The following is a 22,257-nucleotide window of genomic DNA, read 5'->3' on the forward strand; positions in this document are numbered from 1 at the left end:
GGAAGGTCACCTGAGTTTGTGACTTGTAGCAGACAGGGATTTTGCTATTTCTGATAGAAGCCTTTATTTCTTGTAGAAATCTTTGATTCCATCCATCCGGGCACTCATGTTAGAAAGCATGGCATCGAAAATAGTAATGGCAGCCATGGATTCGACAACCACAACAGCTCTTGGAACGATAATCGGATCGTGACGTCCCTTGATATTGATTTCGATTTCCTCGCCGTTTTTATTTATGGTCTTCTGGGTGGAGGCAACGGAAGGAGTCGGCTTGATGGCAGCACGGAATACAATCGGCGAGCCATCACTCATGCCGCCTAAGATACCGCCGGCGTGGTTGGTTTCTTTTGTGACAGAACCGTTTTCATCCGTTACAAAGGCATCGTTGTTGGTAAGTCCGGTAGCAGCAGCAACAGCAAATCCATCACCGATTTCAAAGCCTTTTACAGCACCAATGGAGAAAATTGCTTTGGCTAAATTTGCATCGATTTTTTCGAATACCGGGTCACCGATTCCGGCAGGAACACCGGTAATAACACATTCGATAATACCGCCGGCAGAGTTCTGCATGGCTTTGCATTCTTCCAGATAGGAAGCAGCTTTTGCAGCAGCATCTGCATCCGGCATATAGAGCGGATTCTTCGTAATTTCTGCAGCATCAAATCTGGTTTCGTCAATGGTGATGGGACCGATGCTCTTACTGTAGGTGAGAATCTCAATGCCAAGTTCCTTTAAAATCTTTGCGGCAACCGCACCGGCAGCCACACGTCCGATAGTCTCACGGCCGGAAGAACGTCCGCCACCACGGTAATCCCGGAAACCGTATTTGGCATCAAAGGTAAAGTCAGCATGTCCCGGACGATAGTAGGAAGCAATCTCACGGTAGTCTTTGGAATGCTGGTTTTCATTTACCACAATCAGTGAGATTGGAGTTCCGGTGGTTCTGCCTTCAAAGACACCGGAAAGAATATGTACTGCATCATCCTCTTTTCGCGGGGTAGAGAAAGCAGATTGTCCCGGTTTACGCCGGTTTAAATAGGTCTGTATATCTTCTTCACAAAGGGAAAGTCCGGCAGGACAGCCGTCAATTACGACACCGATTCCTGATCCGTGTGATTCTCCCCAGGTTGTAATTTTAAAGTTAGTTCCAATAGTTGAGCCTGCCATAGCATCCTCCTGATTTGTTTTCGTAAAAAAGTCAGACTCTATTATAGAAGATTTTTCAGATACTGGCAATCCCACAGTTGCAAAAAGTGCGAAAACAAGGTATGCTAGGATAGTATTTGTAAAAAGAACAGAAACAGGAGATTATATGTACGAATTATTAAAACAGGATGGAAGAGCAAAGAGGGGCATTTTTCATACCGTACATGGTGATATACAGACCCCGGTGTTTATGAATGTAGGAACGGTCGCTGCCATAAAGGGAGCTGTTTCTACCGAAGACTTAGAGCAGATTAAGACACAGGTGGAATTATCCAATACCTATCATCTGCATGTACGTCCGGGAGATAAATTAATCAAAGAGCTGGGCGGACTGCACAAGTTCATGGTGTGGGACAAACCAATCCTTACCGATTCCGGTGGATTTCAGGTATTTTCACTGGCAGGACTCCGTAAAATCAAAGAAGAGGGAGTCTATTTCCATTCCCACATTGATGGAGCAAAAATTTTCATGGGACCGGAAGAAAGTATGCAGATACAGTCTAATCTGGCATCCACCATTGCCATGGCATTTGATGAATGTGCACCGGCACTGGCTGACCGTGGATATGTAGAGGCATCCGTAGCCAGAACAACCCGCTGGCTGGCACGCTGTAAGGCGGAAATGACAAGACTGAATGGGTTGGAAGATACCATTAATAAAAATCAGATGCTGTTTGGAATTAACCAGGGAGCCATTTATCCGGATATCCGGGTTGACCATGCAAAGCGAATCAGTGAATTGGATTTAGATGGCTATGCAGTAGGTGGACTTGCAGTAGGCGAGACCCACGAAGAGATGTATGATATCTTAGACCAGACCGTTCCATATCTGCCACTTGAGAAACCAACCTATCTTATGGGTGTCGGAACTCCGGCAAATATTTTAGAGGCAGTAGACCGTGGTGTGGATTTCTTTGACTGTGTATATCCGACCCGTAATGGCCGCCATGGACATCTTTATACCAATCAGGGAAAGATTAATCTTTTTAATAAGAAATATGAAAAGGATATGCGTCCAATCGAAGAGGGCTGTCAGTGTCCGACCTGCCGCCGTTACAGCAGAGCCTATGTCCGCCATTTGTTAAAGGCAAAGGAAATGCTTGGCATGCGCCTTTGCGTATTGCACAATCTGTATTTCTACAATACCATGATGGAAGAAATCAGAGACGCCATCGATGCCGGCAGCTACAAGTCATACAAAGAGGAAAAACTCTATGGTATGAACCAGATAAACAGGGAAAAAGAGGCACAAATCTAAAAAAAGAATGAAATATCGGGAAAATACTTGTGAAACGCAGTCTTTTTGTGTACAATGTTTTTCATGAACTTAAGTTTGTAATTCAGGAGGAAAAGAAATGTCTATTTTAGCATCACAGCAGGCACAGGCCTGGGGAAGCATTATTATGTGGGTAGTAATTATGGTTGTATTTGTATACTTCTTCATGATTCGTCCACAGAAGAAAGAAGCAAAGAAGAAAGAGCAGATGATGTCAGAGTTGGCAGTAGGTGATACCGTACTGACAACCAGCGGTTTCTACGGAATCGTAATTGACGTATCTGAAGATGATACTGTTATCGTTGAGTTTGGCAGCAACAGAAACTGCCGTATCCCAATGCAGAAAGCCGCAATTGCAGCAATCGAAAAACCGGAAGAAGCAGTAGAAGCAAAAGAAACCAAAGAGAAGAAATAAGATAAGACCTTAGAAAATCCGTGGAGTGTGCGAGATGTACAAACCACGGATTTTTTGTATACAAGGAACAGACAGTTGCCTGAAAAAATGCAGGTATGTTATAATAGAATAAAATTGCAACAAATAGAAATTGTTATAAATTCATAGAAAATGAGGTGAGAATGATGTCATACAGCATGAAAGAATTGTTAGATAAATATATAGCAGAAATTAAAAAAATATATGGAACACATTTGCAGGAAGTGATTTTGTATGGCTCATACGCCAGAGGGGATTTTAAAGAAGATTCAGATATTGATATCATGATATTGCTTGACATAACAGATATGGAAATGAAGCAATATCAGCATCAGTTATCTTATGCGACATTCGATTTTAATATGGATAATGACCTGGATATTAAGCCGATAACAAAGAATGATGAACATTTCCGCAAATGGAGTGAAGCATATCCGTTTTATGAGAATGTAAGGAAAGAGGGAGTAAGGTTATATGGAGCAGCATAATAATGATGATATGAAAAAAGAACTCGCCCAATATAGGATGGAAACAGCAAAAGATGACTTACGTGCAGCAAAAATATTATTAGATGCAGGGGAATATAAGGCAGCAAATAACAGGGCATATTATGCTATTTTTCGTGCTATCAATGCAGTGCATGCAACAGCGGAATGTTTTGGTAAACTGGTGGAAAAGTATATATTGGAATATAAGAATGAATCTTAATTATGAGGATATACAGTATGAGAATATTCAAGAAAAAATCCACACCATTGCCTTATGATAAAATGAACAAGAAGCCTATCGTTAAAGCCAGCATCTGCAATGGAGAACAGGTGGCAGGCTTTAAAGATATCCATACAGGAAAGATAGAAGAAGTAATGCTGATAAGAAATGAGGCAGACCTTGATACGTTCCGAAAAATGTATGGAATTGAGGGAAAAATAGAAAAGGAATATTAAGCAAAGCATAATAGAAATTCAAGACAGAAAGAAAAGGAGCATAACCATGCAGACAGATATTAACGCAGCATATTTTAAAAGCATCATTGACCAGGATCGTTGTTCCGTTGTGATATGCAATTTAAAGCACGAAATCATTTATATGAATCCAACTGCAGTAAAAAGCTATGAGAAATGGGGCGGTGAAAGCCTTGTTGGAAGAAGCCTTTTAAACTGCCATAATGAAGAATCGCAAAAACGCATCCAGCAGGTAATCGACTGGTTCTCTGCAGATGAAAGCCACAATCTCATCTATACCTCCCATAATGAGAAGCAGAATAAAGATGTGTATATGGTTGCTTTAAGGGATGCCGAGGAAAAGCTGATTGGCTACTATGAGAAGCACGAATTCAGAAATGCGGAAACCATGGAAAAATATGATTTGTGGTAAAATGGAATATAGGAAAATGAGATAGTTTCATATCATAAATAGAGCGGTACATCGACAAAGGTGTATCGCTCTATTTAAATTCAATAATATCATTTGGAGTACAGCCTATAATGGTGCAGAGCTTTTCCAAGGTGAGTACAGTAATATTTTGTTGTGTTTTAATCCATCCAGAGTTTTATTATCAATGCCCATCTTTAGAAGCTGGTATTGGGATATCTTTTTGGACTTCATAGTATTCCACAAATTAGCAGACAGCAAATTATCAAAGAATTTAGAAGTGGAAGCAGGTTTTCCTGATTTTGTTGTGCTGGAAAGGAAGAAAAGTCGAGATGCAGCTAAATATGGGTGCATAGAAGCAAAACGACCGTATGATAATATGGAGATAACAGAGCAGATAGAAGGACACCCTAATTCTTATGGAAAAGTAATTTATACAAATGGACTCATATGGAAATTTTATAAAGTGAAAGAAAAGCCAGTAAAAGAGTTTTGCTTGGGTTGTATAGACCCTGATAATCAGGATCCTGTAATCTGGGAACCGGTAGATAACTGGTATGAATTGATGAGCTTTTTAGAGGACTGGAACTGGAAATCATAAGATAGGGTTGCCATAGAATAAAACACAAAAAGACAGGCATATCACACAACGTATAGCTATTAGTGTGATATGCCTTTTCTAGTCCCCTAGAAATTACTGTCATTCCATCCCCAGTCCTCGGTCGGGAAGTAAGCAACATAGATTCGCTTCTTCGGAATACCAAGCTCATTTTCTAAGAGCGTGCAGACCTTCCTTGTCATAAGATTCATCTGTGGCTTGGTCGGATAGCCGTAGCATTTCACTTCTACATAAGCAATGTCTTTGGTGCTTCCTAGAAAGCAAAGAGAAGCATTCCCCTCGAACCCGGTCATCACCCAGTTTTCACCTTTGCCGAGACAGTCTCTGGTGATGATGCAGAGCTCCTTGGACAGGGCATCTTTTTTTGCAATATCTAAAGTCGCAGTAGTTTTCATGTTAATAAATGGCATTTGAAAATCCTCCTTGCAAATTGATAAGTTAATTGGTTCATTAAATACCTACCTCAAGTCTACTGTACCAGTCCCCATCTGACAAGAAAAAGATTTGTATAATAACAACAAATCATATCAAAAGAACAGAATATAACCACAGTTTATAAAAACTATGAGAAACTATAATGGTAAAATTTATTGAATTCTTCGGATAAATAAGCTATGATATAGGATAATGAGCATTACCATAATCAGTAGTTATGAAATTGGGATGCATGCAATAGGAAAAGAAAGAAGGATTTACCCATGAATTATAATGTTGGAGTAATTGCCGGTGACGGAATCGGACCGGAGATTGTAAGCGAAGCAAGAAAGGTGTTAGATGCCATTGGAGCAAAATTCGGACACACCTTTACATATGACGAGATACTGATGGGCGGTTGTTCTATCGATGCAACCGGTGTACCGCTGACCGATGATGCCATTGCGCATGCAAAAGCGGCAGATGCAGTTCTGATGGGTTCCATCGGAGGAAATACAGCAACATCCCCTTGGTACAAATTAGAGCCATCCCTTCGCCCGGAGGCAGGTCTTTTGAAATTAAGAAAAGCATTGAACCTTTTTGCTAACTTAAGACCGGCATACCTTTATGAAGAATTAAAGGAAGCATGTCCACTGCGTGATGATATTATCGGAGACGGATTTGACATGATGATTATGCGTGAGCTGACCGGCGGACTTTATTTTGGCGAGAGAAAGACAGAAGAAGTGGACGGTGTGATGACAGCAACCGATACTTTGACATATAACGAAAATGAAATCCGCAGAATTGCAAAACGTGGATTTGACATTGCCATGAAACGCCGCAGGAAAGTAACCAGCGTGGATAAGGCAAACGTACTGGATTCCTCCAGACTCTGGAGAAAGATTGTAGAAGAAGTAGCAAAGGATTATCCGGAAGTAACATATGAGCATATGCTGGTAGATAACTGTGCCATGCAGTTGGTAAAAGACCCGAAGCAGTTCGATGTAATTTTAACTGAGAATATGTTTGGAGATATTTTATCGGATGAAGCAAGTATGGTAACCGGTTCCATCGGAATGTTATCCTCTGCAAGCTTAAATGATACGAAATTCGGTCTGTATGAGCCAAGCGGCGGTTCTGCACCGGATATCGCAGGAAAAGGAATTGCAAACCCGATTGCAACCATTTTAAGTGCAGCGATGATGTTAAGATATTCCTTTGATCTCGATAAAGAAGCAGATGCCATTGAAAATGCCGTAAAGAAGGTATTAAAGGCAGGCTATCGTACCATTGACATTATGCCACAGGAAGAAGCAAAGAAAGCAACCGTAACCCAGGTAGGAACAGCCAGAATGGGTGACTTAATCGTAGAGAATCTGTAAGAGATAAGAAATTTTCAGACAGAACAATAAAAAAGAGAGGAAGAACGAAGATGAAGAGTGATAATGTAAAAGCCGGAATGCAGCAGGCTCCGCACAGAAGTCTTTTTAACGCTTTGGGATTTACCGAAGAAGAAATGAAGAAACCAATGGTTGGTATCGTAAGTTCTTATAATGAAATCGTACCGGGCCATATGAATCTGGATAAAATTGTAAACGCTGTAAAATTAGGTGTTGCAGAAGCAGGTGGAGTACCGGTTGTATTCCCTGCAATTGCAGTTTGTGATGGAATTGCCATGGGACATATCGGAATGAAATATTCCCTGGTAACAAGAGACTTGATTGCAGATTCCACAGAGTGTATGGCATTAGCCCATCAGTTTGACGCACTGGTTATGGTACCAAACTGTGATAAGAACGTACCGGGACTTCTGATGGCAGCAGCAAGAATTAATGTCCCTACCGTATTTGTTTCCGGTGGTCCGATGTTAGCAGGTCATGTAAAGGGACGTAAGAGAAGTTTATCTTCCATGTTTGAGGCAGTAGGCTCCTATGCAGCAGGTACAATGACAGAGGAAGAAGTAAGAGAATACGAAGAGAAAGTATGTCCGACCTGTGGTTCCTGTTCCGGTATGTATACCGCAAACTCCATGAACTGTCTGACCGAGGCACTTGGTATGGGCTTACGTGGAAACGGAACCATTCCTGCCGTATATTCCGAGCGTATCAAATTAGCAAAACATGCCGGAATGGCAGTTATGGATATGTATCGGAAAGATATCCGTCCAAGAGATATTATGACAAAGGATGCTATTTTAAATGCACTGACCGTAGATATGGCGTTAGGCTGCTCTACCAACAGTATGCTTCACCTGCCTGCAATCGCACATGAAGTAGGATTTGACTTTGATATTTCCTTTGCAAATCCAATCAGTGAGAAGACTCCGAACCTCTGCCACCTGGCACCGGCAGGCCCGACCTATATGGAAGACTTAAATGAAGCCGGCGGTGTCTATGCTGTCATGAAAGAATTAGCAGATGCAGGACTTTTACATACAGACTGTATGACCGTAACCGGTAAGACCGTAGGCGAGAATATCAAAGATGCAGTCAATAAGAATCCGGAAGTTATCCGTCCACTGGATAATCCATACAGTAAGACCGGTGGTCTTGCCGTATTAAAGGGAAATCTTGCTCCGGACGGTGGTGTTGTAAAACGTTCCGCAGTCGTAGAAGAGATGATGGTTCATGAAGGACCGGCAAGAGTATTTGACTGTGAGGAAGATGCCATTGCAGCAATCAAGGGTGGCAGAATTGTTGCCGGTGATGTAGTCGTGATCCGTTACGAAGGACCAAAAGGTGGCCCTGGTATGCGTGAGATGTTAAATCCGACTTCTGCAATCGCAGGAATGGGACTTGGTTCTTCCGTAGCATTGATTACAGACGGACGTTTCTCCGGCGCAAGCCGTGGAGCATCCATCGGTCATGTTTCACCGGAAGCAGCCGTAGGCGGACCAATCGCATTGGTAGAAGAAGGCGACATCATTAAGATTAACATTCCGGAAATGAAGTTAGAACTTGCAGTATCCGATGAAGAACTGGCAGCCCGTAAAGCAAAATGGCAGCCAAGAGAACCGAAGGTAACAACCGGATATCTGGCACGTTATGCTTCCATGGTTACTTCAGGAAACCGCGGTGCAATTTTACAGATTCCAGGTACCGGGGAAGAAAAATAAGAACCGGTAATCTGTAAATATACAGCAGAAAGATAAGTTGGAAAGAGAGGAAATTTCAATGCTCTTAACAGGTGCTGAAATCGTAATAGAATGTTTGAAAGAGCAGGGCGTGGATACGGTATTTGGTTATCCGGGCGGTGCAATTTTAAATGTATATGATGAGTTATATAAACATAGTAATGAAATAAAACATATTTTAACTTCCCATGAGCAGGGAGCTTCCCATGCGGCAGACGGATATGCAAGAAGTACCGGAAAAGTTGGTGTGTGCTTTGCCACCAGCGGACCGGGTGCAACTAATCTGGTAACCGGAATTGCAACCGCATATATGGATTCTGTTCCAATGGTAGCAATTACCTGTAATGTCAATGTGCCGCTTCTTGGCAAAGACAGTTTCCAGGAAATTGATATTGCAGGAATTACCATGCCGATTACCAAGCACAACTTTATTGTAAAAGATGTCAATGATCTGGCAGATACCATCCGCCGGGCATTCCGCATTGCAAAAAAAGGAAGACCGGGTCCTGTTCTTGTGGATATTCCAAAGGATGTCACTGCTAACAGGGCAGAATATAACGCACAGCGTATTGAACCGGTACTGCGTGTGACAGAAACCATCCGGGAGGAAGATTTAGAAGAAGCAGCAGCTTTGATTCAGAAAGCGAAAAAACCATATATCTTTGTGGGCGGCGGTGCCGTGATTTCCGACTGTTCGGATGAATTGAGAGAATTTGTGGATAAGGTGGATGCACCGGTTTGTGATACCCTGATGGGAAAAGGTGCATTTAACGGAACGGATGAACGTTATACCGGAATGCTTGGAATGCATGGAACCAAGACTTCCAATCTTGGAGTCAGCGAGTGCGATCTTCTGATTGCAGTAGGTGTCCGTTTCTCAGACCGTGTGCTTGGAAATGCTAAGAAATTTGCCCATCATGCAAAAATCTTACAGTTTGATGTGGATGCGGCAGAGATTAATAAAAATATCATGGTAACAAACAGCGTGATTGGTGATTTAAAGAAGATTCTTGCAAGAATCAATCCGATGTTATCTCCGATGGAGCATAAAGAGTGGATGGAGCACATCATGGAATACAAGAAAGAATATCCATTGAGCTATCATCCGGAAGGATTAAGCGGTCCGTTCGTAATCGAAGAAATCTATCGTCAGACCAACGGAGATGCTATCATGGTAACGGAGGTCGGACAGCATCAGATGTGGGCAGCACAGTATTATAAATACAAACAGCCGAGAACACTTCTGACATCCGGCGGACTTGGAACCATGGGTTATGGACTGGGGGCAGCAATCGGTGCGCAGATAGCAAATCCGGATAAACAGGTTATCAATATTGCCGGTGACGGATGTTTCCGTATGAATATGAATGAGATTGCAACAGCAGTCCGTCAGAAGCTTCCGTTAATCGAAGTTATCATTAATAACCATGTGCTTGGAATGGTAAGACAGTGGCAGACACTTTTCTATGAGAAGCATTATTCTGCAACTGTTTTAGACGATGGAGTAGATTTTGTAAAACTGGCAGAAGCCATGGGAGCAACGGGATATCGTGCAGCCAGTCAGGCAGAATTTGTCGATATTTTGAAAAAAGCACTTGCAAGTAGTACACCAGTTGTTATAGACTGTATAATTGATAGTGATGATAAGGTGTGGCCAATGGTAGCACCGGGGGCAGCTATATCTGAGGTGTTTACCGAGGAAGATTTAAAATAATAAGCCATTACATATAGAAAGATATGTGTAAGAAGTGAGGAGGAATTAGAAAATGAGCAGAGTATATAATTTTTCTGCAGGTCCGGCAGTATTACCGGAAGAAGTTTTACAGGAAGCAGCAGATGAGATGTTAGACTACAGAGGATGTGGAATGTCCGTAATGGAGATGAGTCATCGTTCCAAAGTATATGACAACATCATCAAAGAGGCAGAAGCTGATTTAAGAGACTTAATGAATATCCCGGATAATTACAAGGTATTATTCTTACAGGGTGGAGCTTCCCAGCAGTTTGCTGCAATTCCAATGAACCTGATGAAAAATAAGAAAGCTGCATACATTGTAACTGGACAGTGGGCTAAGAAAGCTTACCAGGAAGCAAAAATGTATGGGGATGCAGTAGAAGTAGCATCTTCAGCAGATAAGACCTTCTCTTATATTCCGGATTGTTCAGATCTTGATATTCCGGAAGATGCAGATTATGTATATATCTGTGAAAACAATACGATTTATGGAACCAAGTTCAAAGAACTTCCAAATACCAAAGGACATACACTTGTTGCGGACGTATCTTCCTGCTTCTTATCAGAACCGGTTGATGTAACCAAATACGGAGTAATCTACGGCGGCGTTCAGAAGAACGTTGGACCTGCAGGTGTTGTAATCGTAATCATTCGTGAAGACTTAATTACAGATGATGTTCTTCCGGGAACACCTACCATGTTAAAATACAAGACTCAGGCAGACGCAGATTCTCTTTACAATACACCACCATGCTACGGCATATATATCTGTGGTAAAGTATTCAAATGGTTAAAGAAGATGGGCGGACTTGAAGTTATGAAACAGCGTAACGAAGAGAAAGCTAAGATTCTTTATGATTTCTTAGATCAGAGCAAGTTATTCAAGGGAACTGTAGTTCCAAAAGACCGTTCTCTTATGAACGTACCATTCGTTACCGGTGATGCTGACTTAGATGCAAAATTCGTCAAAGAAGCAACCGAAGCTGGTTTTGTAAACTTAAAAGGACACAGAACCGTTGGCGGTATGCGTGCCAGCATTTATAATGCAATGCCAAAAGAGGGTGTTGAGAAGCTGGTGGCATTTATGAAGAAGTTTGAGGAGGAGAACGCATAATGTTTAACTATACATGTTTAAATCCAATCGCTGGTGTAGGCTTAGACCTTTTGTCAGATGAATATAACAAAGTAGATGATATCAAAGATGCACAGGCAGTCTTAGTAAGAAGTGCAGCAATGCATGATATGGAACTTCCAAAGACTTTGGAAGTTGTTGCAAGAGCCGGTGCAGGTGTAAATAATATCCCATTGGATAAATGTGCAGAAGCAGGTATCGTAGTATTCAATACACCGGGTGCAAACGCCAATGGTGTAAAGGAACTGGTATTTGCAGGAATGTTATTGGCAGCCCGGGACGTAGTCGGTGGAATCGAATGGGTAAAAGGCGAGGAAGGCAATGCAGATGTTGCAAAACTTGCTGAGAAACAGAAGAAGAACTTTGCCGGAAGCGAAATTGCAGGAAAGAAGCTTGGCGTTATCGGACTTGGTGCCATCGGTGTTAAAGTAGCAAATGCTGCGACACATCTTGGTATGGAAGTATACGGATATGACCCATACATTTCTGTAAATGCTGCATGGAGCTTATCACGCAATGTAAATCATGTAAATGCTGTAGAAGAAATTTACAAGAACTGTGATTATATCACAATTCATGTTCCGCTTTTAGATTCTACCAAGAAAATGATTAATGCAGAAGCGATTGCAATGATGAAACCTACCACTGTAGTATTGAACTTTGCAAGAGACTTACTGGTTGATGAAGAGGCAATGGTAGCAGCATTAGAGGAAGGAAAGATTGCAAAATATGTCAGCGACTTCCCAAATCCAACCACAGTTGGAAAGAAAGGCTGTATCGTAACTCCTCATATTGGAGCTTCTACCGAAGAATCCGAAGATAACTGTGCAGTAATGGCAGTAAAAGAGATTCGTGATTTCTTAGAGAATGGAAATATTACACATTCTGTAAACTATCCGGACTGCAATATGGGCGAGTGCAAGAGTGCAGGAAGACTGTTACTGTTACACCGTAACGTAAAGGGAATGATCAGCAGCTATACTTCTATTTTAGGAGATGCAAATATCAACATTTCTGATATGACCAATAAGAGCCGTGGCGATTATGCATGTACACTGCTTGATGTAGATGCACCTGTTACCAAAGAAGTAGAAGAGAAACTTCAGACCTTAGATGGTGTATTAAAGGTTCGTATTGTAAAATAATAAATGCAGGTGAGAAAAAGATAATATATGGACTGCCCGGTTACGCCGCGACAGTCCATTTCTCTTACGCAGGAAACTCACAAAGCGTGTTTTTCGCAATTACGCAGGAAGGAGAAAACAATGGCAGATATCAGACCATTTTTATGTATCAGACCAAGAGAGGATGAGGCGGCAGAGATTGCAGCACTTCCGTATGATGTATATAACAGAGAAGAAGCAAAGAAAGTGGTAGAAGGACATGACAAAAGCTTTCTTCGCATTGACCGTGCCGAGACACAGTTTGATGATTCCGTAGACACTTATGCACCGGAGGTATATAAGAAAGCCCATGACATGCTCTGGGATATGGTAGCAGAAGGTGATTTCGTAAAAGAAGAGAAACCGTGCTATTATATTTACGAACTGACCATGGACGGAAGGGTGCAGACCGGTATTACAGCCTGTGCTTCGATTGATGATTATCAGAATCAGGTCATTAAAAAACATGAGAATACCAGAGCAGATAAAGAGCAGGACAGAATCAACCATGTAAATATCTGTGATGCACAGACCGGACCGATTTTCTTAGCATACCGTTCCAATGATGTCATCAATGCAGTGGTAGAGAAGGTAAAGAAGACAGCACCTCTTTATGATTTTGTGGCAGAGGATGGAATCGGACATCGTGTATACAGAATTGCAGAGGCAGAAGATATTGCGGCTATCGAGGAAGCATTTGCAAAGATAAAAGAAATTTATATCGCAGACGGTCATCACCGTGCAGCATCCGCAGTAAAGGTAGGACTGATGCGGAGAGCAGAGCATCCGGATTATGACGGAACTGAGGAATTTAACTATTTTTTATCCGTATTATTCCCGGATGACCAGCTTATGATTATGGATTATAACCGTGTGGTAAAAGACTTAAATGGAATGACAGAAGAGGAATTCCTTGGAAAGATGAACGACCTGTTTGAAGTGGGAGCACCACAGAAGAAAGCGGTTCATCCGGCTGAAAAAGGAAGTTTCAGCATGTACCTTGGGGATAACTGGTATGCCTGCCGGATGAAAGAGGCGGATTTAAGCAGTGACCCGGTAGATGGGCTGGACGTATCAATTTTACAGAATGTGTTACTGCATCCGGTACTTGGCATTGAAGACCCGAAGACCGATAAGCGGATTGATTTCGTAGGTGGAATTCGTGGACTGGAGGAATTGGAGCGCAGAGTACATAGTGACTGTAAAGTGGCATTTGCCATGTATCCGACCAGCATCGGAGAGTTGTTTGCAGTAGCAGATGCCGGAAGACTGATGCCGCCGAAATCCACCTGGTTTGAGCCAAAACTTCGCAGTGGATTATTTATTCATGCACTTTCATAATAACTTTCATAAATAACTGGAGGATATTAAAATGGGATTTTATCTGACCGCATTAGAGGCCAGCACAGAGGGCATTACAGCGGAAGAAGTCAGCGATGCTATTGAACAGATGAAGAAACCGGGCGTGATACGTACTTACCTGGAGGGGCTGGTGCCGGATTTACTGGCGTTTCTCTTTCAGGTGGTGATTGCCTGCGTGGTATATGCCATTGGCGTAAAGTTAATCAAACTTTTCCGGAAACTCGTCCGGAAATGGCTGGATAAAAAGGATGCTGACAAGGGTGTAAAACAGTTTATGGATGCACTGGTCAAGTGCATTGGATATTTCTTCTTGATTGTAATCATTCTTTCGCTCTTTGGAATTGCAACCACATCTGTAATGGCAATTGCAGGTTCTGCAGGACTGACGGTAGGCCTGGCACTGCAGGGAAGCTTATCCAACTTTGCCGGCGGCGTATTAATACTGATGTTAAAACCGTTTAAAGTGGGGGATTATATTGTAGAAGACAGCCATGGCAACGAAGGAACGGTAACAGAGATTTCGATTTTCTACACCAAGTTAAAGAGTGTTGACAATAAGATTATCGTAATTCCAAATGGAATCTTAGCTAACAGCAGCCTTACCAATGTAACCTACAGTGAGAAACGCAGGATTGACCTGGAAGTAGGGGTGTCCTATTCGGCGGATTTAAAGAAGACGAAGGCTGTGATAGAGCAGTTGCTTCTTTCCGAAGAACGCCGGCTTAAGGATGAGGCGGTGCAGGTCTTTGTATCGGAATTGGGAGACAGCAGTGTTACCATTGGTGCAAGAGTGTGGGTGCCGACTGATTTATACTGGGATATCCGCTGGGCACTGACTGAGGAGATGAAAAATGCTCTGGATGAAAATGGAATCGAAATTCCGTTCCCGCAGCTTGATGTCAACGTAAAGAATCCGGTATAAAATCGGGCAAAAAAGTGAAAAAGTTTGACAAATATTGGAAAATATGCTACTGTTAGCCATGTAGTCGTGCACAATTTTGTGCAACTTTTTAGATTTATTGTGTATTAGGAGGAAAAAGAAATGCAGGGAACTGTAAAATGGTTTAACGCAAAGAAGGGTTATGGATTTATCTCAGATGCAGAAGGAAATGATGTATTCGTTCATTTCTCCGCATTAAATATGGATGGATTCAAAGAGCTTAAAGATGGAGAAGCAGTTGAATTTGAGGTAGTAGAAGGAGAAAAAGGACCTCAGGCAGCTAACGTAGTTCGCTTAGGTTAATTCGTATAGAGTTGAATATGAAATAAGCGCAGAGCAGGAAGATGGATATCCGTCTTCCTGTTTTTAGGTTTATCAGGTGTAAATGTAAAAAAAATGTGTTATACTGATAAAGACTGTGAGTCAGATTATGAGAACATGGAGGATAAAACATTTGAATTTAGCAGCGTTAACAGCATATGAATTAATCAAAGAAGAAAATCTGACAGACATCCATGCAAAGGGATATCTGCTTCGACATAAAAAGAGTGGAGCTAAAATCAGCCTTATTTCCAATGATGATGAAAATAAGGTCTTTTATATTGGATTCCGTACTCCGGTAGAGGACAGCACCGGCGTACCACATATCATTGAGCATACGGTATTGTGCGGTTCAGACAAGTTCCCGGTGAAGGACCCGTTTGTGGAACTGGTGAAGGGTTCTTTAAATACATTCTTAAATGCCATGACTTACCCGGACAAGACCGTTTATCCGGTGGCAAGCTGCAATGATAAAGATTTTGCTAATCTGATGGATGTATACTTAGACGCTGTGTTCCATCCGAATATCTATAAGAAAGAAGAAATCTTCAAACAGGAAGGCTGGCATTATGAATTAGAGGATAAAGATGCACCGGTTACCATCAATGGAGTGGTATACAATGAGATGAAGGGCGCATTTTCTTCTCCGGAAGGTGTCTTAGACCGTGTAGTATTAAATTCCCTGTTCCCGGATACCACATACAGTAATGAGTCCGGCGGTGACCCGGAAGTAATTCCGGAGCTTACTTATGAGCAGTACCTTGATTTCCACCGGAAATTCTATCATCCATGTAATTCTTATATTTACCTTTATGGAAATATGGATATGGACGAAAAACTGGAATTTCTCGATAAAGAATATTTAAGCCATTATGATAAAATCGAAGTAGATTCCGCAATTCAGCTGCAGGCTCCTTTTGAAAAGCCGGTAACCATCAGCAAGCCATATTCCATTGCATCTTCCGAAAGCTTAGAGGATAATGCATATCTTTCCTATAATGTGGCAATCGGAACGAATCTTGAGAGTGAACTGACTCTGGCATTTGATGTCTTGGATTATGCACTGTTAAGTGCACCGGGAGCACCGTTGAAGCAGGCACTTATTGATGCAGGAATCGGAAAAGATATCATGGGTGGATTTGATAACAGCACCTTACAGCCAATCTTTTCAGTGGTGGCAAAGAATGCCAATAAAGAAGACGAAGAGAAGTTTGTAGGAATTATCGAAGATACTTTAAAGAAAATCGTCAAAGACGGTCTCAATAGAAAATCCCTGTTAGCAGGAATCAACAGTGAAGAATTCAAATTCCGTGAAGCAGATTACGGTAATTTCCCGAAGGGATTAATTTATGGATTATCCTGTATGGACAGCTGGCTTTATGATGATGACGAACCATTCTTATATCTTAAAATATTAGACGTATTTGCAGCATTAAAGGAAAAGATTGAAACAGGATATTTTGAAGAACTGATTCAGAAATATCTTTTGGATAACAGCCATAAATCCTATGTATCCATTGAACCGGAAAAAGGCTTAAATGCCAGGCTGGAAAAAGAATTAGAAGAGAAACTGGCTGCTTATAAGAGAGACTTATCAGAAGAAGAGATTGATAAGTTAGTAGAGGATACAAAGCATTTAAAACAGTATCAGGAAGAGCCGTCACCAAAGGAAGACCTGATGAAGATTCCGATGTTAAAACGGCAGGACATGAAGCGTGAAGCGCAGCCGCTGGTATATGAAAAGGTAAGCTGCAATGGCATCGAAACCATTCATACCAACATTTATTCCAATGGCATTCATTATCTGAATCTGATGTTTGATATCAGTGATATTACAGAAGAAGAACTGCCATACCTTGGGGTGTTAAAAGCTGTACTGGGTTATATGGATACGGAGCATTATAACTATGCAGACTTAGCAAATGAGATTGATCTTAAGACCGGCGGTATCTCATCCCAGATTAATATTTATGCGGATACCAAGAAAAAAGACAGTTTCCATGCAAAATACGAAGTACGTTCCAAGATTCTTTATCAGAATTTAGAAGAGGGGCTTAGACTTCTTTCTGAGATTCTGATGGGCACACAGATTACAGATGAAAAACGTCTCTATGAGATTTTAGCGCGTATCAAATCGAGACTGCAGATGTCCTTAAGCTCTGCCGGACATTCCGTATCTGCCATGCGGGCAATGTCTTATTTCTCACCGGTAGCCCGATTCAATGACCTGGTTGGCGGAATTGCACTGTACCGGACCATTGCAGAATTAGAAGAACACTTTGACGAGAAGAAGCAGTTCTTAATGGATAAATTAAGAAGCCTTACAGAGAAAATCTTTGTAAAGAACAGACTGTTGATTTCCCTGACGGCAGACGCAGAAGGATATCAGCTGTTAGAAGAAAAATTCCCGCAGTTCTTAACTGTTTTACCGGATGGAGAGAAAGAGGGAGAAGCAGTTACCTTCCATTGTGAGAAAAAGAATGAAGGCTTCTTAGATGCATCCAAAGTACAGTATGTATCCAGAGCCGGAAATTATTTATCGAAAGGATATTCCTATACCGGAGCACTTCGTATCTTAAAAGTAATTTTAAGCTATGATTACCTTTGGATTAATGTCCGGGTAAAGGGTGGTGCATATGGCTGCATGAGCGGATTTATGCGGAACGGAGATGCATATTTTACTTCTTACCGTGACCCGAACCTTAAGAGCACCAATGAGATTTACGAAGGTATCCCGGCATATTTAAGAGCTTTTGATGCAGATGAACGTGATATGACAAAATATATCATCGGAACAGTAAGTGATATGGATACCCCGTTGAATCCGGCTGCCAAGGGCATGCGTTCCGTAAGTGCTTATCTTACCAATATTTCTTATGAGGAATTACAGCGTGAGAGAAATGAAGTTTTAGATGCACAGCCGGAAAATATCAAAAATCTCGCAGTGCTTATTGAAGCAGTACTCGCACAGGATGCCTTGTGTGTCATCGGTGCAGAGGAAAATGTAGAAGCAGAAAAAGATATGTTCTTAGAAGTAAAGAATCTTTATTAAAAGCTGTGGGTAATAGTCCCGCAGCATACATAAGAAGGAGTAAGTATGACGGAAAATTTTAAATCAGGCTTTGTAACACTGATTGGACGGCCGAATGTAGGAAAGTCCACCTTGATGAATCATCTGATTGGACAGAAGATTGCAATTACATCCAATAAACCGCAGACTACCAGAAACCGTATCCAGACTATTTATACGGATGAAAACAGAGGACAGATTATTTTTGTGGATACACCTGGTATCCATAAGGCAAAGAATAAGCTGGGCGAATTTATGGTAAATGTGGCAGAACACACATTGAATGAAGTGGATGTCATTTTATGGCTGGTGGAACCGAGTGATTTTATCGGCGCAGGAGAGCAGCATATTATTGAAAAGTTAAAAACTGTAAAGACACCGGTTATTCTGGTTATCAATAAATTAGATACCTTGGATAACAAGGATAAAATGCTTGAGTACATTGACACTTATCGTAAAGTTTATGACTTTGCGGAAATCGTACCGGCATCTGCACTGCGTGGAGAAAATACGGATGTTATTATTGATTTGATTTTTAAATATCTGCCGTATGGTCCGATGTTCTATGATGAGGATACCATTACCGACCAGCCGGAGCGTCAGATTGTGGCAGAGCTGATTCGTGAAAAAGCCTTACATGCTTTAAATGAAGAAATTCCTCATGGAATTGCCGTTTCCATTGACCAGATGAAGAAACGCAAAGGCAGGAAAATGTTTGACATCGATGCCACGATTATCTGTGAGCGGGATTCCCACAAGGGAATTATTATCGGCAAGCAGGGAGCAATGTTAAAGAAGATTGGTACCAATGCCAGATATGAAATTGAACACCTCTTAGATGCCAAGGTTAATTTGAAACTTTGGGTAAAAGTGAAAAAAGACTGGCGTGACAGCGATTATATGATTAAGAACTTCGGATACCGGGAAGAGGAATTCTAAATATTGACAGTATTATCTTAAGTGCTTCTGGAAAACCTAATTTCATACAAGTATGAAGAAAGGGCAGGAAGGAAGCATATGGTAAGAGCAAGCTGGAATCATTTTACTTTGACCGGAAGTGTAGATGATTATCTTAAGTTTAAGGAACAGGAAAAAGAAGAACAGGATGGATTGGGCAGCCTGAAAGAGAAAGTAAGAGGTGAACAGGACCGTGGGCACAAACGTGATGGTTACGGGTATGGTGCTTACCGCAATGCCAATCAGTGAATATGACAAACGAATTACGATACTGACCCTGGAGAGGGGAAAGATTACGGCGTTTGCCAGAGGTGCAAGAAGACCGAACAGTACACTGCTGGCAGCCTGCAATCCCTTTTCCTTCGGACAGTTTGAAGTCTATGAAGGCCGTACCTCCTACAATGTGGTGCGGGCAGAAATTAAAAATTATTTTACCGAACTCACCACAGACTTGAATGATACATACTATGGATTTTATTTTCTTGAGATGGCAGAATATTATGCCCAGGAAAACAGTGATGACCGGGAAATGCTAAAGTTGCTTTACCAGTCCTTAAAAGCACTTGGAAAGAAGAATTTTGATAACCGGCTGGTCCGCGTGATTTATGAATTGAAAATGATGGTGTTAAACGGAGTATATCCGAATCTTTTTTCCTGCCAGAAATGTGGAAAAAAGGAACCGATGCAGTTTTTCAGTGTGCAGCGCGCCGGGCTTCTTTGTGATTTCTGCAGCGAAACCGAGCATGGCAGACGGTTAGATACATCTACCATTTATACGATGCAGTATATTATTACCACGGAATCAGCAAAGCTTTTTCATTTTGCAGTATCAGAAAAAGTGTTGTTTGAACTGATTCGGACGGTGAAGGAATTTCGGGAAAAATATGCACCCCATACATTTAAATCAGAGCAATTTTTAGAAGGGCTTTTCTGATTTATGGGAGAAGCCGGGCATTTTGCCTGAGGTAACGCTTGAAATACCAAACCGAAAATAGTATAATTGTTGAGATTATGAGATATAGGGATTTGGAGGTTCGTATGAAGAAGAAGATAAGTGCACTCCTTGTAATGCTGTTAGCCTGTGGAATATTTGGCGGCTGCGGTGCTACAAAAGATGCAGATACCACAACGCTCTTTCCGGAGAAAAAGGGTGGAATCACAGAAGTTGCAGTAGGCGACTTTGACAAAGACAATTATGATGAGAATGAGTTAGAACAGTATGTAAAGGATTCCATCAAAGAATATGAAGACAATGATGGCGCCGGGACAGTAAAATTAAAAAATCTTTCCGTAAAAGACGGAGTCGCAAAGCTTGGTATGCATTACAGTGACAGCACAGCATATTCTGCATTTGTGGGAGATACCGTATTTACCGGAACGGTGGTACAGGCAATTGCTGCCGGATATGATTTTAATACAGATTTCGTAGCGGTAACAGATGGAGCTGCCGGAGATGCAGCGGACAGCAAAGATGTCATGAAAAATGATGACTATCATGTTATCGTATTAAGCAAGGGTGTAGATGTTACGGTTGATGGAACACTGCAGTATGTTTCATCCGGGGTAACCGTCAAGGATAAGAACACTGCAACCGTGGATGAAATTCCTGCTGGTGAGACAGCAGAAGCAAGATATATTATTTATAAATAGAATGCGAGGAAGAATTTTATGGAAAAATCAATGGAAAAAATTGTAGCTTTAGCAAAGGCAAGAGGTTTTGTATATCCGGGTTCCGAGATTTATGGTGGACTGGCAAATACATGGGATTACGGTAACCTTGGTGTAGAATTAAAGAATAATGTGAAACGTGCCTGGTGGCAGAAATTCGTACAGGAAAATCCATACAACGTTGGTGTAGACTGTGCCATTCTTATGAACCCGCAGACATGGGTAGCTTCCGGACATTTAGGCGGATTTTCAGACCCTCTTATGGACTGTAAAGAGTGTCATGAACGTTTCCGTGCAGATAAGATTATTGAAGATTATGCAGAAGAGCATGGCATTACATTAGAGACTTCTGTAGATGGCTGGAGTCAGGAAGAAATGATGAACTTCATCAAAGATAACAGTGTTCCATGTCCATCCTGCGGAAAACATAACTTTACAGATATCCGTCAGTTCAACCTGATGTTCAAGACTTTCCAGGGTGTAACTGAAGATGCAAAGAATACGGTATACTTAAGACCGGAAACAGCACAGGGTATTTTTGTTAACTTCAAAAACGTGCAGAGAACATCCCGTAAGAAAGTGCCTTTCGGCATCGCACAGATTGGAAAATCTTTCCGTAACGAGATTACTCCTGGTAACTTTACTTTCCGTACCAGAGAGTTTGAACAGATGGAGCTGGAGTTCTTCTGTGAGCCGGGTACCGACCTTGAGTGGTTCCAGTACTGGAGAACCTTCTGCCATAACTGGCTGTTAAGCCTTGGCATGAAAGATGAAGAATTACGTCTTCGTGACCATGATCCTGCAGAACTTGCATTTTACAGTAAAGCGACTACCGACTTTGAATTCTTATTCCCGTTCGGATGGGGCGAACTGTGGGGAATTGCAGACCGTACCGACTATGACCTGACACAGCATCAGAATACATCCGGTCAGGATATGTCTTACTTTGATGATACCAAGAATGAAAAATACATTCCATACGTTATTGAGCCATCTCTTGGAGCAGACCGTGTGGTACTTGCATTCCTTTGTGCGGCATATGACGAAGAGAACATCGGAACAGAAGAGAAACCGGATATGAGAACCGTTCTTCATTTCCATCCGGCACTTGCACCGGTTAAGATTGGTGTGCTTCCACTTTCCAAGAAATTAAATGAGGGCGCAGAAAAAGTATTTACACAGCTTTCCAAGAAATACAACTGCGAATTTGATGACAGAGGAAATATCGGTAAGCGCTATCGTCGTCAGGATGAAATCGGAACTCCATTCTGTGTAACTTACGATTTTGAATCCGAGACAGACGGAGCAGTTACGGTACGTGACCGTGATACCATGGAGCAGGAGCGTATCAAAATCGAAGATTTGGATACATATTTTGCAGAAAAATTCACTTTCTAAATCAAACACTTTATTTTTTACATGACTGAATGGTCTGATTTCGAAAAAATGGTTGC

At 41.6% G+C, this 22,257-nt stretch carries 24 protein-coding genes; 21 read left to right on the forward strand and 3 right to left on the reverse strand.

Features of this window, described 5'->3' with window-relative positions:
- Positions 1–63: 63 nt before the first annotated feature.
- Entirely contained in the window at positions 64–1,167 is a 1,104-nt protein-coding gene (gene aroC / locus DWW33_RS00250) for a chorismate synthase (RefSeq protein WP_118638632.1), read from the reverse strand.
- Positions 1,168–1,312: 145 nt separating this feature from the next.
- On the opposite strand from aroC, the gene tgt reads away from it, so the two are divergent.
- The 6 genes from tgt (at position 1,313) to DWW33_RS00280 (ending at position 4,289) form a co-directional block, all read left to right on the forward strand.
- The gene (tgt, locus tag DWW33_RS00255; protein ID WP_117840953.1) at positions 1,313–2,464 is read left to right on the forward strand and encodes a tRNA guanosine(34) transglycosylase Tgt; all 1,152 of its coding nucleotides are present in this window, start codon (positions 1,313–1,315) and stop codon (positions 2,462–2,464) included.
- Positions 2,465–2,561: 97 nt separating this feature from the next.
- Entirely contained in the window at positions 2,562–2,897 is a 336-nt protein-coding gene (gene yajC, locus DWW33_RS00260; protein WP_022243061.1) for a preprotein translocase subunit YajC, read from the forward strand.
- A gap of 164 nt (positions 2,898–3,061) precedes the next feature.
- Positions 3,062–3,403, forward strand: a complete 342-nt coding sequence (locus DWW33_RS00265; RefSeq protein WP_022243060.1) for a nucleotidyltransferase domain-containing protein — start codon at positions 3,062–3,064, stop codon at positions 3,401–3,403.
- Complete coding sequence (locus DWW33_RS00270; RefSeq protein WP_118638633.1) at positions 3,390–3,623, forward strand: HEPN domain-containing protein; 234 nt, start codon at positions 3,390–3,392, stop codon at positions 3,621–3,623. Before DWW33_RS00265 ends, DWW33_RS00270 begins: the two co-directional genes overlap by 14 nt.
- A gap of 17 nt (positions 3,624–3,640) precedes the next feature.
- A complete protein-coding gene (locus DWW33_RS00275; RefSeq protein WP_118638634.1) occupies positions 3,641–3,859 on the forward strand; it encodes an aspartate dehydrogenase in 219 nt (72 codons plus the stop codon).
- Positions 3,860–3,905: 46 nt separating this feature from the next.
- On the forward strand, positions 3,906–4,289 hold the full coding sequence (locus tag DWW33_RS00280; protein WP_118638635.1) for a PAS domain-containing protein: 384 nt from the start codon (positions 3,906–3,908) through the stop codon (positions 4,287–4,289).
- A gap of 70 nt (positions 4,290–4,359) precedes the next feature.
- Here DWW33_RS00280 and DWW33_RS16245 read toward each other — a convergent pair whose 3' ends face one another.
- On the reverse strand, positions 4,360–4,419 hold the full coding sequence (locus DWW33_RS16245) for a helix-turn-helix domain-containing protein (protein WP_243088492.1): 60 nt from the start codon (positions 4,417–4,419) through the stop codon (positions 4,360–4,362).
- 18 nt (positions 4,420–4,437) lie between these two features.
- On the opposite strand from DWW33_RS16245, the gene DWW33_RS15890 reads away from it, so the two are divergent.
- Positions 4,438–4,887: a hypothetical protein gene (locus tag DWW33_RS15890; protein WP_243088473.1), complete on the forward strand. Its 450-nt coding sequence runs from the start codon at positions 4,438–4,440 to the stop codon at positions 4,885–4,887.
- 86 nt (positions 4,888–4,973) lie between these two features.
- Here DWW33_RS15890 and DWW33_RS00295 read toward each other — a convergent pair whose 3' ends face one another.
- A complete protein-coding gene (locus tag DWW33_RS00295; protein WP_022243052.1) occupies positions 4,974–5,315 on the reverse strand; it encodes a phenylpyruvate tautomerase MIF-related protein in 342 nt (113 codons plus the stop codon).
- A gap of 288 nt (positions 5,316–5,603) precedes the next feature.
- Here DWW33_RS00295 and leuB point away from each other — a divergent pair, with 288 nt between their 5' ends.
- The 14 genes from leuB (at position 5,604) to DWW33_RS00365 (ending at position 22,201) form a co-directional block, all read left to right on the forward strand.
- Positions 5,604–6,704, forward strand: coding sequence for a 3-isopropylmalate dehydrogenase (leuB, locus tag DWW33_RS00300; protein WP_022243051.1), 1,101 nt, complete (start codon positions 5,604–5,606; stop codon positions 6,702–6,704).
- Between the two features lie 50 nt (positions 6,705–6,754).
- A complete protein-coding gene (gene ilvD, locus DWW33_RS00305) occupies positions 6,755–8,437 on the forward strand; it encodes a dihydroxy-acid dehydratase (protein ID WP_117840956.1) in 1,683 nt (560 codons plus the stop codon).
- Between the two features lie 58 nt (positions 8,438–8,495).
- Entirely contained in the window at positions 8,496–10,169 is a 1,674-nt protein-coding gene (gene ilvB, locus DWW33_RS00310; RefSeq protein WP_118638796.1) for a biosynthetic-type acetolactate synthase large subunit, read from the forward strand.
- A gap of 52 nt (positions 10,170–10,221) precedes the next feature.
- A complete protein-coding gene (serC, locus tag DWW33_RS00315) occupies positions 10,222–11,304 on the forward strand; it encodes a 3-phosphoserine/phosphohydroxythreonine transaminase (protein ID WP_022243048.1) in 1,083 nt (360 codons plus the stop codon).
- The gene (locus DWW33_RS00320) at positions 11,304–12,467 is read left to right on the forward strand and encodes a phosphoglycerate dehydrogenase (protein ID WP_022243047.1); all 1,164 of its coding nucleotides are present in this window, start codon (positions 11,304–11,306) and stop codon (positions 12,465–12,467) included. Before serC ends, DWW33_RS00320 begins: the two co-directional genes overlap by 1 nt.
- A gap of 120 nt (positions 12,468–12,587) precedes the next feature.
- Entirely contained in the window at positions 12,588–13,826 is a 1,239-nt protein-coding gene (locus tag DWW33_RS00325) for a DUF1015 domain-containing protein (RefSeq protein WP_118638637.1), read from the forward strand.
- 31 nt (positions 13,827–13,857) lie between these two features.
- The gene (locus tag DWW33_RS00330) at positions 13,858–14,769 is read left to right on the forward strand and encodes a mechanosensitive ion channel family protein (RefSeq protein WP_117697049.1); all 912 of its coding nucleotides are present in this window, start codon (positions 13,858–13,860) and stop codon (positions 14,767–14,769) included.
- Between the two features lie 120 nt (positions 14,770–14,889).
- Complete coding sequence (locus tag DWW33_RS00335; protein ID WP_022243044.1) at positions 14,890–15,090, forward strand: cold shock domain-containing protein; 201 nt, start codon at positions 14,890–14,892, stop codon at positions 15,088–15,090.
- A gap of 151 nt (positions 15,091–15,241) precedes the next feature.
- Positions 15,242–18,160: an insulinase family protein gene (locus DWW33_RS00340; protein WP_330415571.1), complete on the forward strand. Its 2,919-nt coding sequence runs from the start codon at positions 15,242–15,244 to the stop codon at positions 18,158–18,160.
- 45 nt (positions 18,161–18,205) lie between these two features.
- Positions 18,206–19,117 carry a GTPase Era gene (era, locus tag DWW33_RS00345; protein WP_022243042.1) on the forward strand — a complete coding sequence of 304 codons (912 nt, stop codon included), beginning with the start codon at positions 18,206–18,208 and terminating at the stop codon, positions 19,115–19,117.
- A 78-nt stretch (positions 19,118–19,195) separates the two neighbouring features.
- The gene (locus DWW33_RS00350; RefSeq protein ID WP_117697057.1) at positions 19,196–19,384 is read left to right on the forward strand and encodes a YqzL family protein; all 189 of its coding nucleotides are present in this window, start codon (positions 19,196–19,198) and stop codon (positions 19,382–19,384) included.
- The gene (gene recO / locus DWW33_RS00355; protein ID WP_118638638.1) at positions 19,329–20,069 is read left to right on the forward strand and encodes a DNA repair protein RecO; all 741 of its coding nucleotides are present in this window, start codon (positions 19,329–19,331) and stop codon (positions 20,067–20,069) included. The genes DWW33_RS00350 and recO overlap by 56 nt, the downstream gene beginning before the upstream one ends.
- Positions 20,070–20,173: 104 nt before the next feature.
- Positions 20,174–20,785, forward strand: a complete 612-nt coding sequence (locus tag DWW33_RS00360) for a hypothetical protein (protein ID WP_117697063.1) — start codon at positions 20,174–20,176, stop codon at positions 20,783–20,785.
- 18 nt (positions 20,786–20,803) lie between these two features.
- A complete protein-coding gene (locus DWW33_RS00365; RefSeq protein ID WP_022243038.1) occupies positions 20,804–22,201 on the forward strand; it encodes a glycine--tRNA ligase in 1,398 nt (465 codons plus the stop codon).
- Positions 22,202–22,257 lie beyond the last annotated feature (56 nt).

The organism is Roseburia sp. AF15-21 (assembly GCF_003479505.1).
In the GTDB taxonomy this organism is placed as follows: domain Bacteria; phylum Bacillota; class Clostridia; order Lachnospirales; family Lachnospiraceae; genus Roseburia_C; species Roseburia_C amylophila.

What these genes read in the sequence shown, in the direction of transcription:
- aroC (WP_118638632.1), bottom strand. Translation starts at nt 1,167, where the DNA reads ATGGCAGGCTCAACTATTGGAACTAACTTTAAAATTACAACCTGGGGA.
- tgt (WP_117840953.1), top strand. Translation starts at nt 1,313, where the DNA reads ATGTACGAATTATTAAAACAGGATGGAAGAGCAAAGAGGGGCATTTTT.
- yajC (WP_022243061.1), top strand. Translation starts at nt 2,562, where the DNA reads ATGTCTATTTTAGCATCACAGCAGGCACAGGCCTGGGGAAGCATTATT.
- DWW33_RS00265 (WP_022243060.1), top strand. Translation starts at nt 3,062, where the DNA reads ATGTCATACAGCATGAAAGAATTGTTAGATAAATATATAGCAGAAATT.
- DWW33_RS00270 (WP_118638633.1), top strand. Translation starts at nt 3,390, where the DNA reads ATGGAGCAGCATAATAATGATGATATGAAAAAAGAACTCGCCCAATAT.
- DWW33_RS00275 (WP_118638634.1), top strand. Translation starts at nt 3,641, where the DNA reads ATGAGAATATTCAAGAAAAAATCCACACCATTGCCTTATGATAAAATG.
- DWW33_RS00280 (WP_118638635.1), top strand. Translation starts at nt 3,906, where the DNA reads ATGCAGACAGATATTAACGCAGCATATTTTAAAAGCATCATTGACCAG.
- DWW33_RS00295 (WP_022243052.1), bottom strand. Translation starts at nt 5,315, where the DNA reads ATGCCATTTATTAACATGAAAACTACTGCGACTTTAGATATTGCAAAA.
- leuB (WP_022243051.1), top strand. Translation starts at nt 5,604, where the DNA reads ATGAATTATAATGTTGGAGTAATTGCCGGTGACGGAATCGGACCGGAG.
- ilvD (WP_117840956.1), top strand. Translation starts at nt 6,755, where the DNA reads ATGAAGAGTGATAATGTAAAAGCCGGAATGCAGCAGGCTCCGCACAGA.
- ilvB (WP_118638796.1), top strand. Translation starts at nt 8,496, where the DNA reads ATGCTCTTAACAGGTGCTGAAATCGTAATAGAATGTTTGAAAGAGCAG.
- serC (WP_022243048.1), top strand. Translation starts at nt 10,222, where the DNA reads ATGAGCAGAGTATATAATTTTTCTGCAGGTCCGGCAGTATTACCGGAA.
- DWW33_RS00320 (WP_022243047.1), top strand. Translation starts at nt 11,304, where the DNA reads ATGTTTAACTATACATGTTTAAATCCAATCGCTGGTGTAGGCTTAGAC.
- DWW33_RS00325 (WP_118638637.1), top strand. Translation starts at nt 12,588, where the DNA reads ATGGCAGATATCAGACCATTTTTATGTATCAGACCAAGAGAGGATGAG.
- DWW33_RS00330 (WP_117697049.1), top strand. Translation starts at nt 13,858, where the DNA reads ATGGGATTTTATCTGACCGCATTAGAGGCCAGCACAGAGGGCATTACA.
- DWW33_RS00335 (WP_022243044.1), top strand. Translation starts at nt 14,890, where the DNA reads ATGCAGGGAACTGTAAAATGGTTTAACGCAAAGAAGGGTTATGGATTT.
- era (WP_022243042.1), top strand. Translation starts at nt 18,206, where the DNA reads ATGACGGAAAATTTTAAATCAGGCTTTGTAACACTGATTGGACGGCCG.
- DWW33_RS00350 (WP_117697057.1), top strand. Translation starts at nt 19,196, where the DNA reads ATGGTAAGAGCAAGCTGGAATCATTTTACTTTGACCGGAAGTGTAGAT.
- DWW33_RS00360 (WP_117697063.1), top strand. Translation starts at nt 20,174, where the DNA reads ATGAAGAAGAAGATAAGTGCACTCCTTGTAATGCTGTTAGCCTGTGGA.
- DWW33_RS00365 (WP_022243038.1), top strand. Translation starts at nt 20,804, where the DNA reads ATGGAAAAATCAATGGAAAAAATTGTAGCTTTAGCAAAGGCAAGAGGT.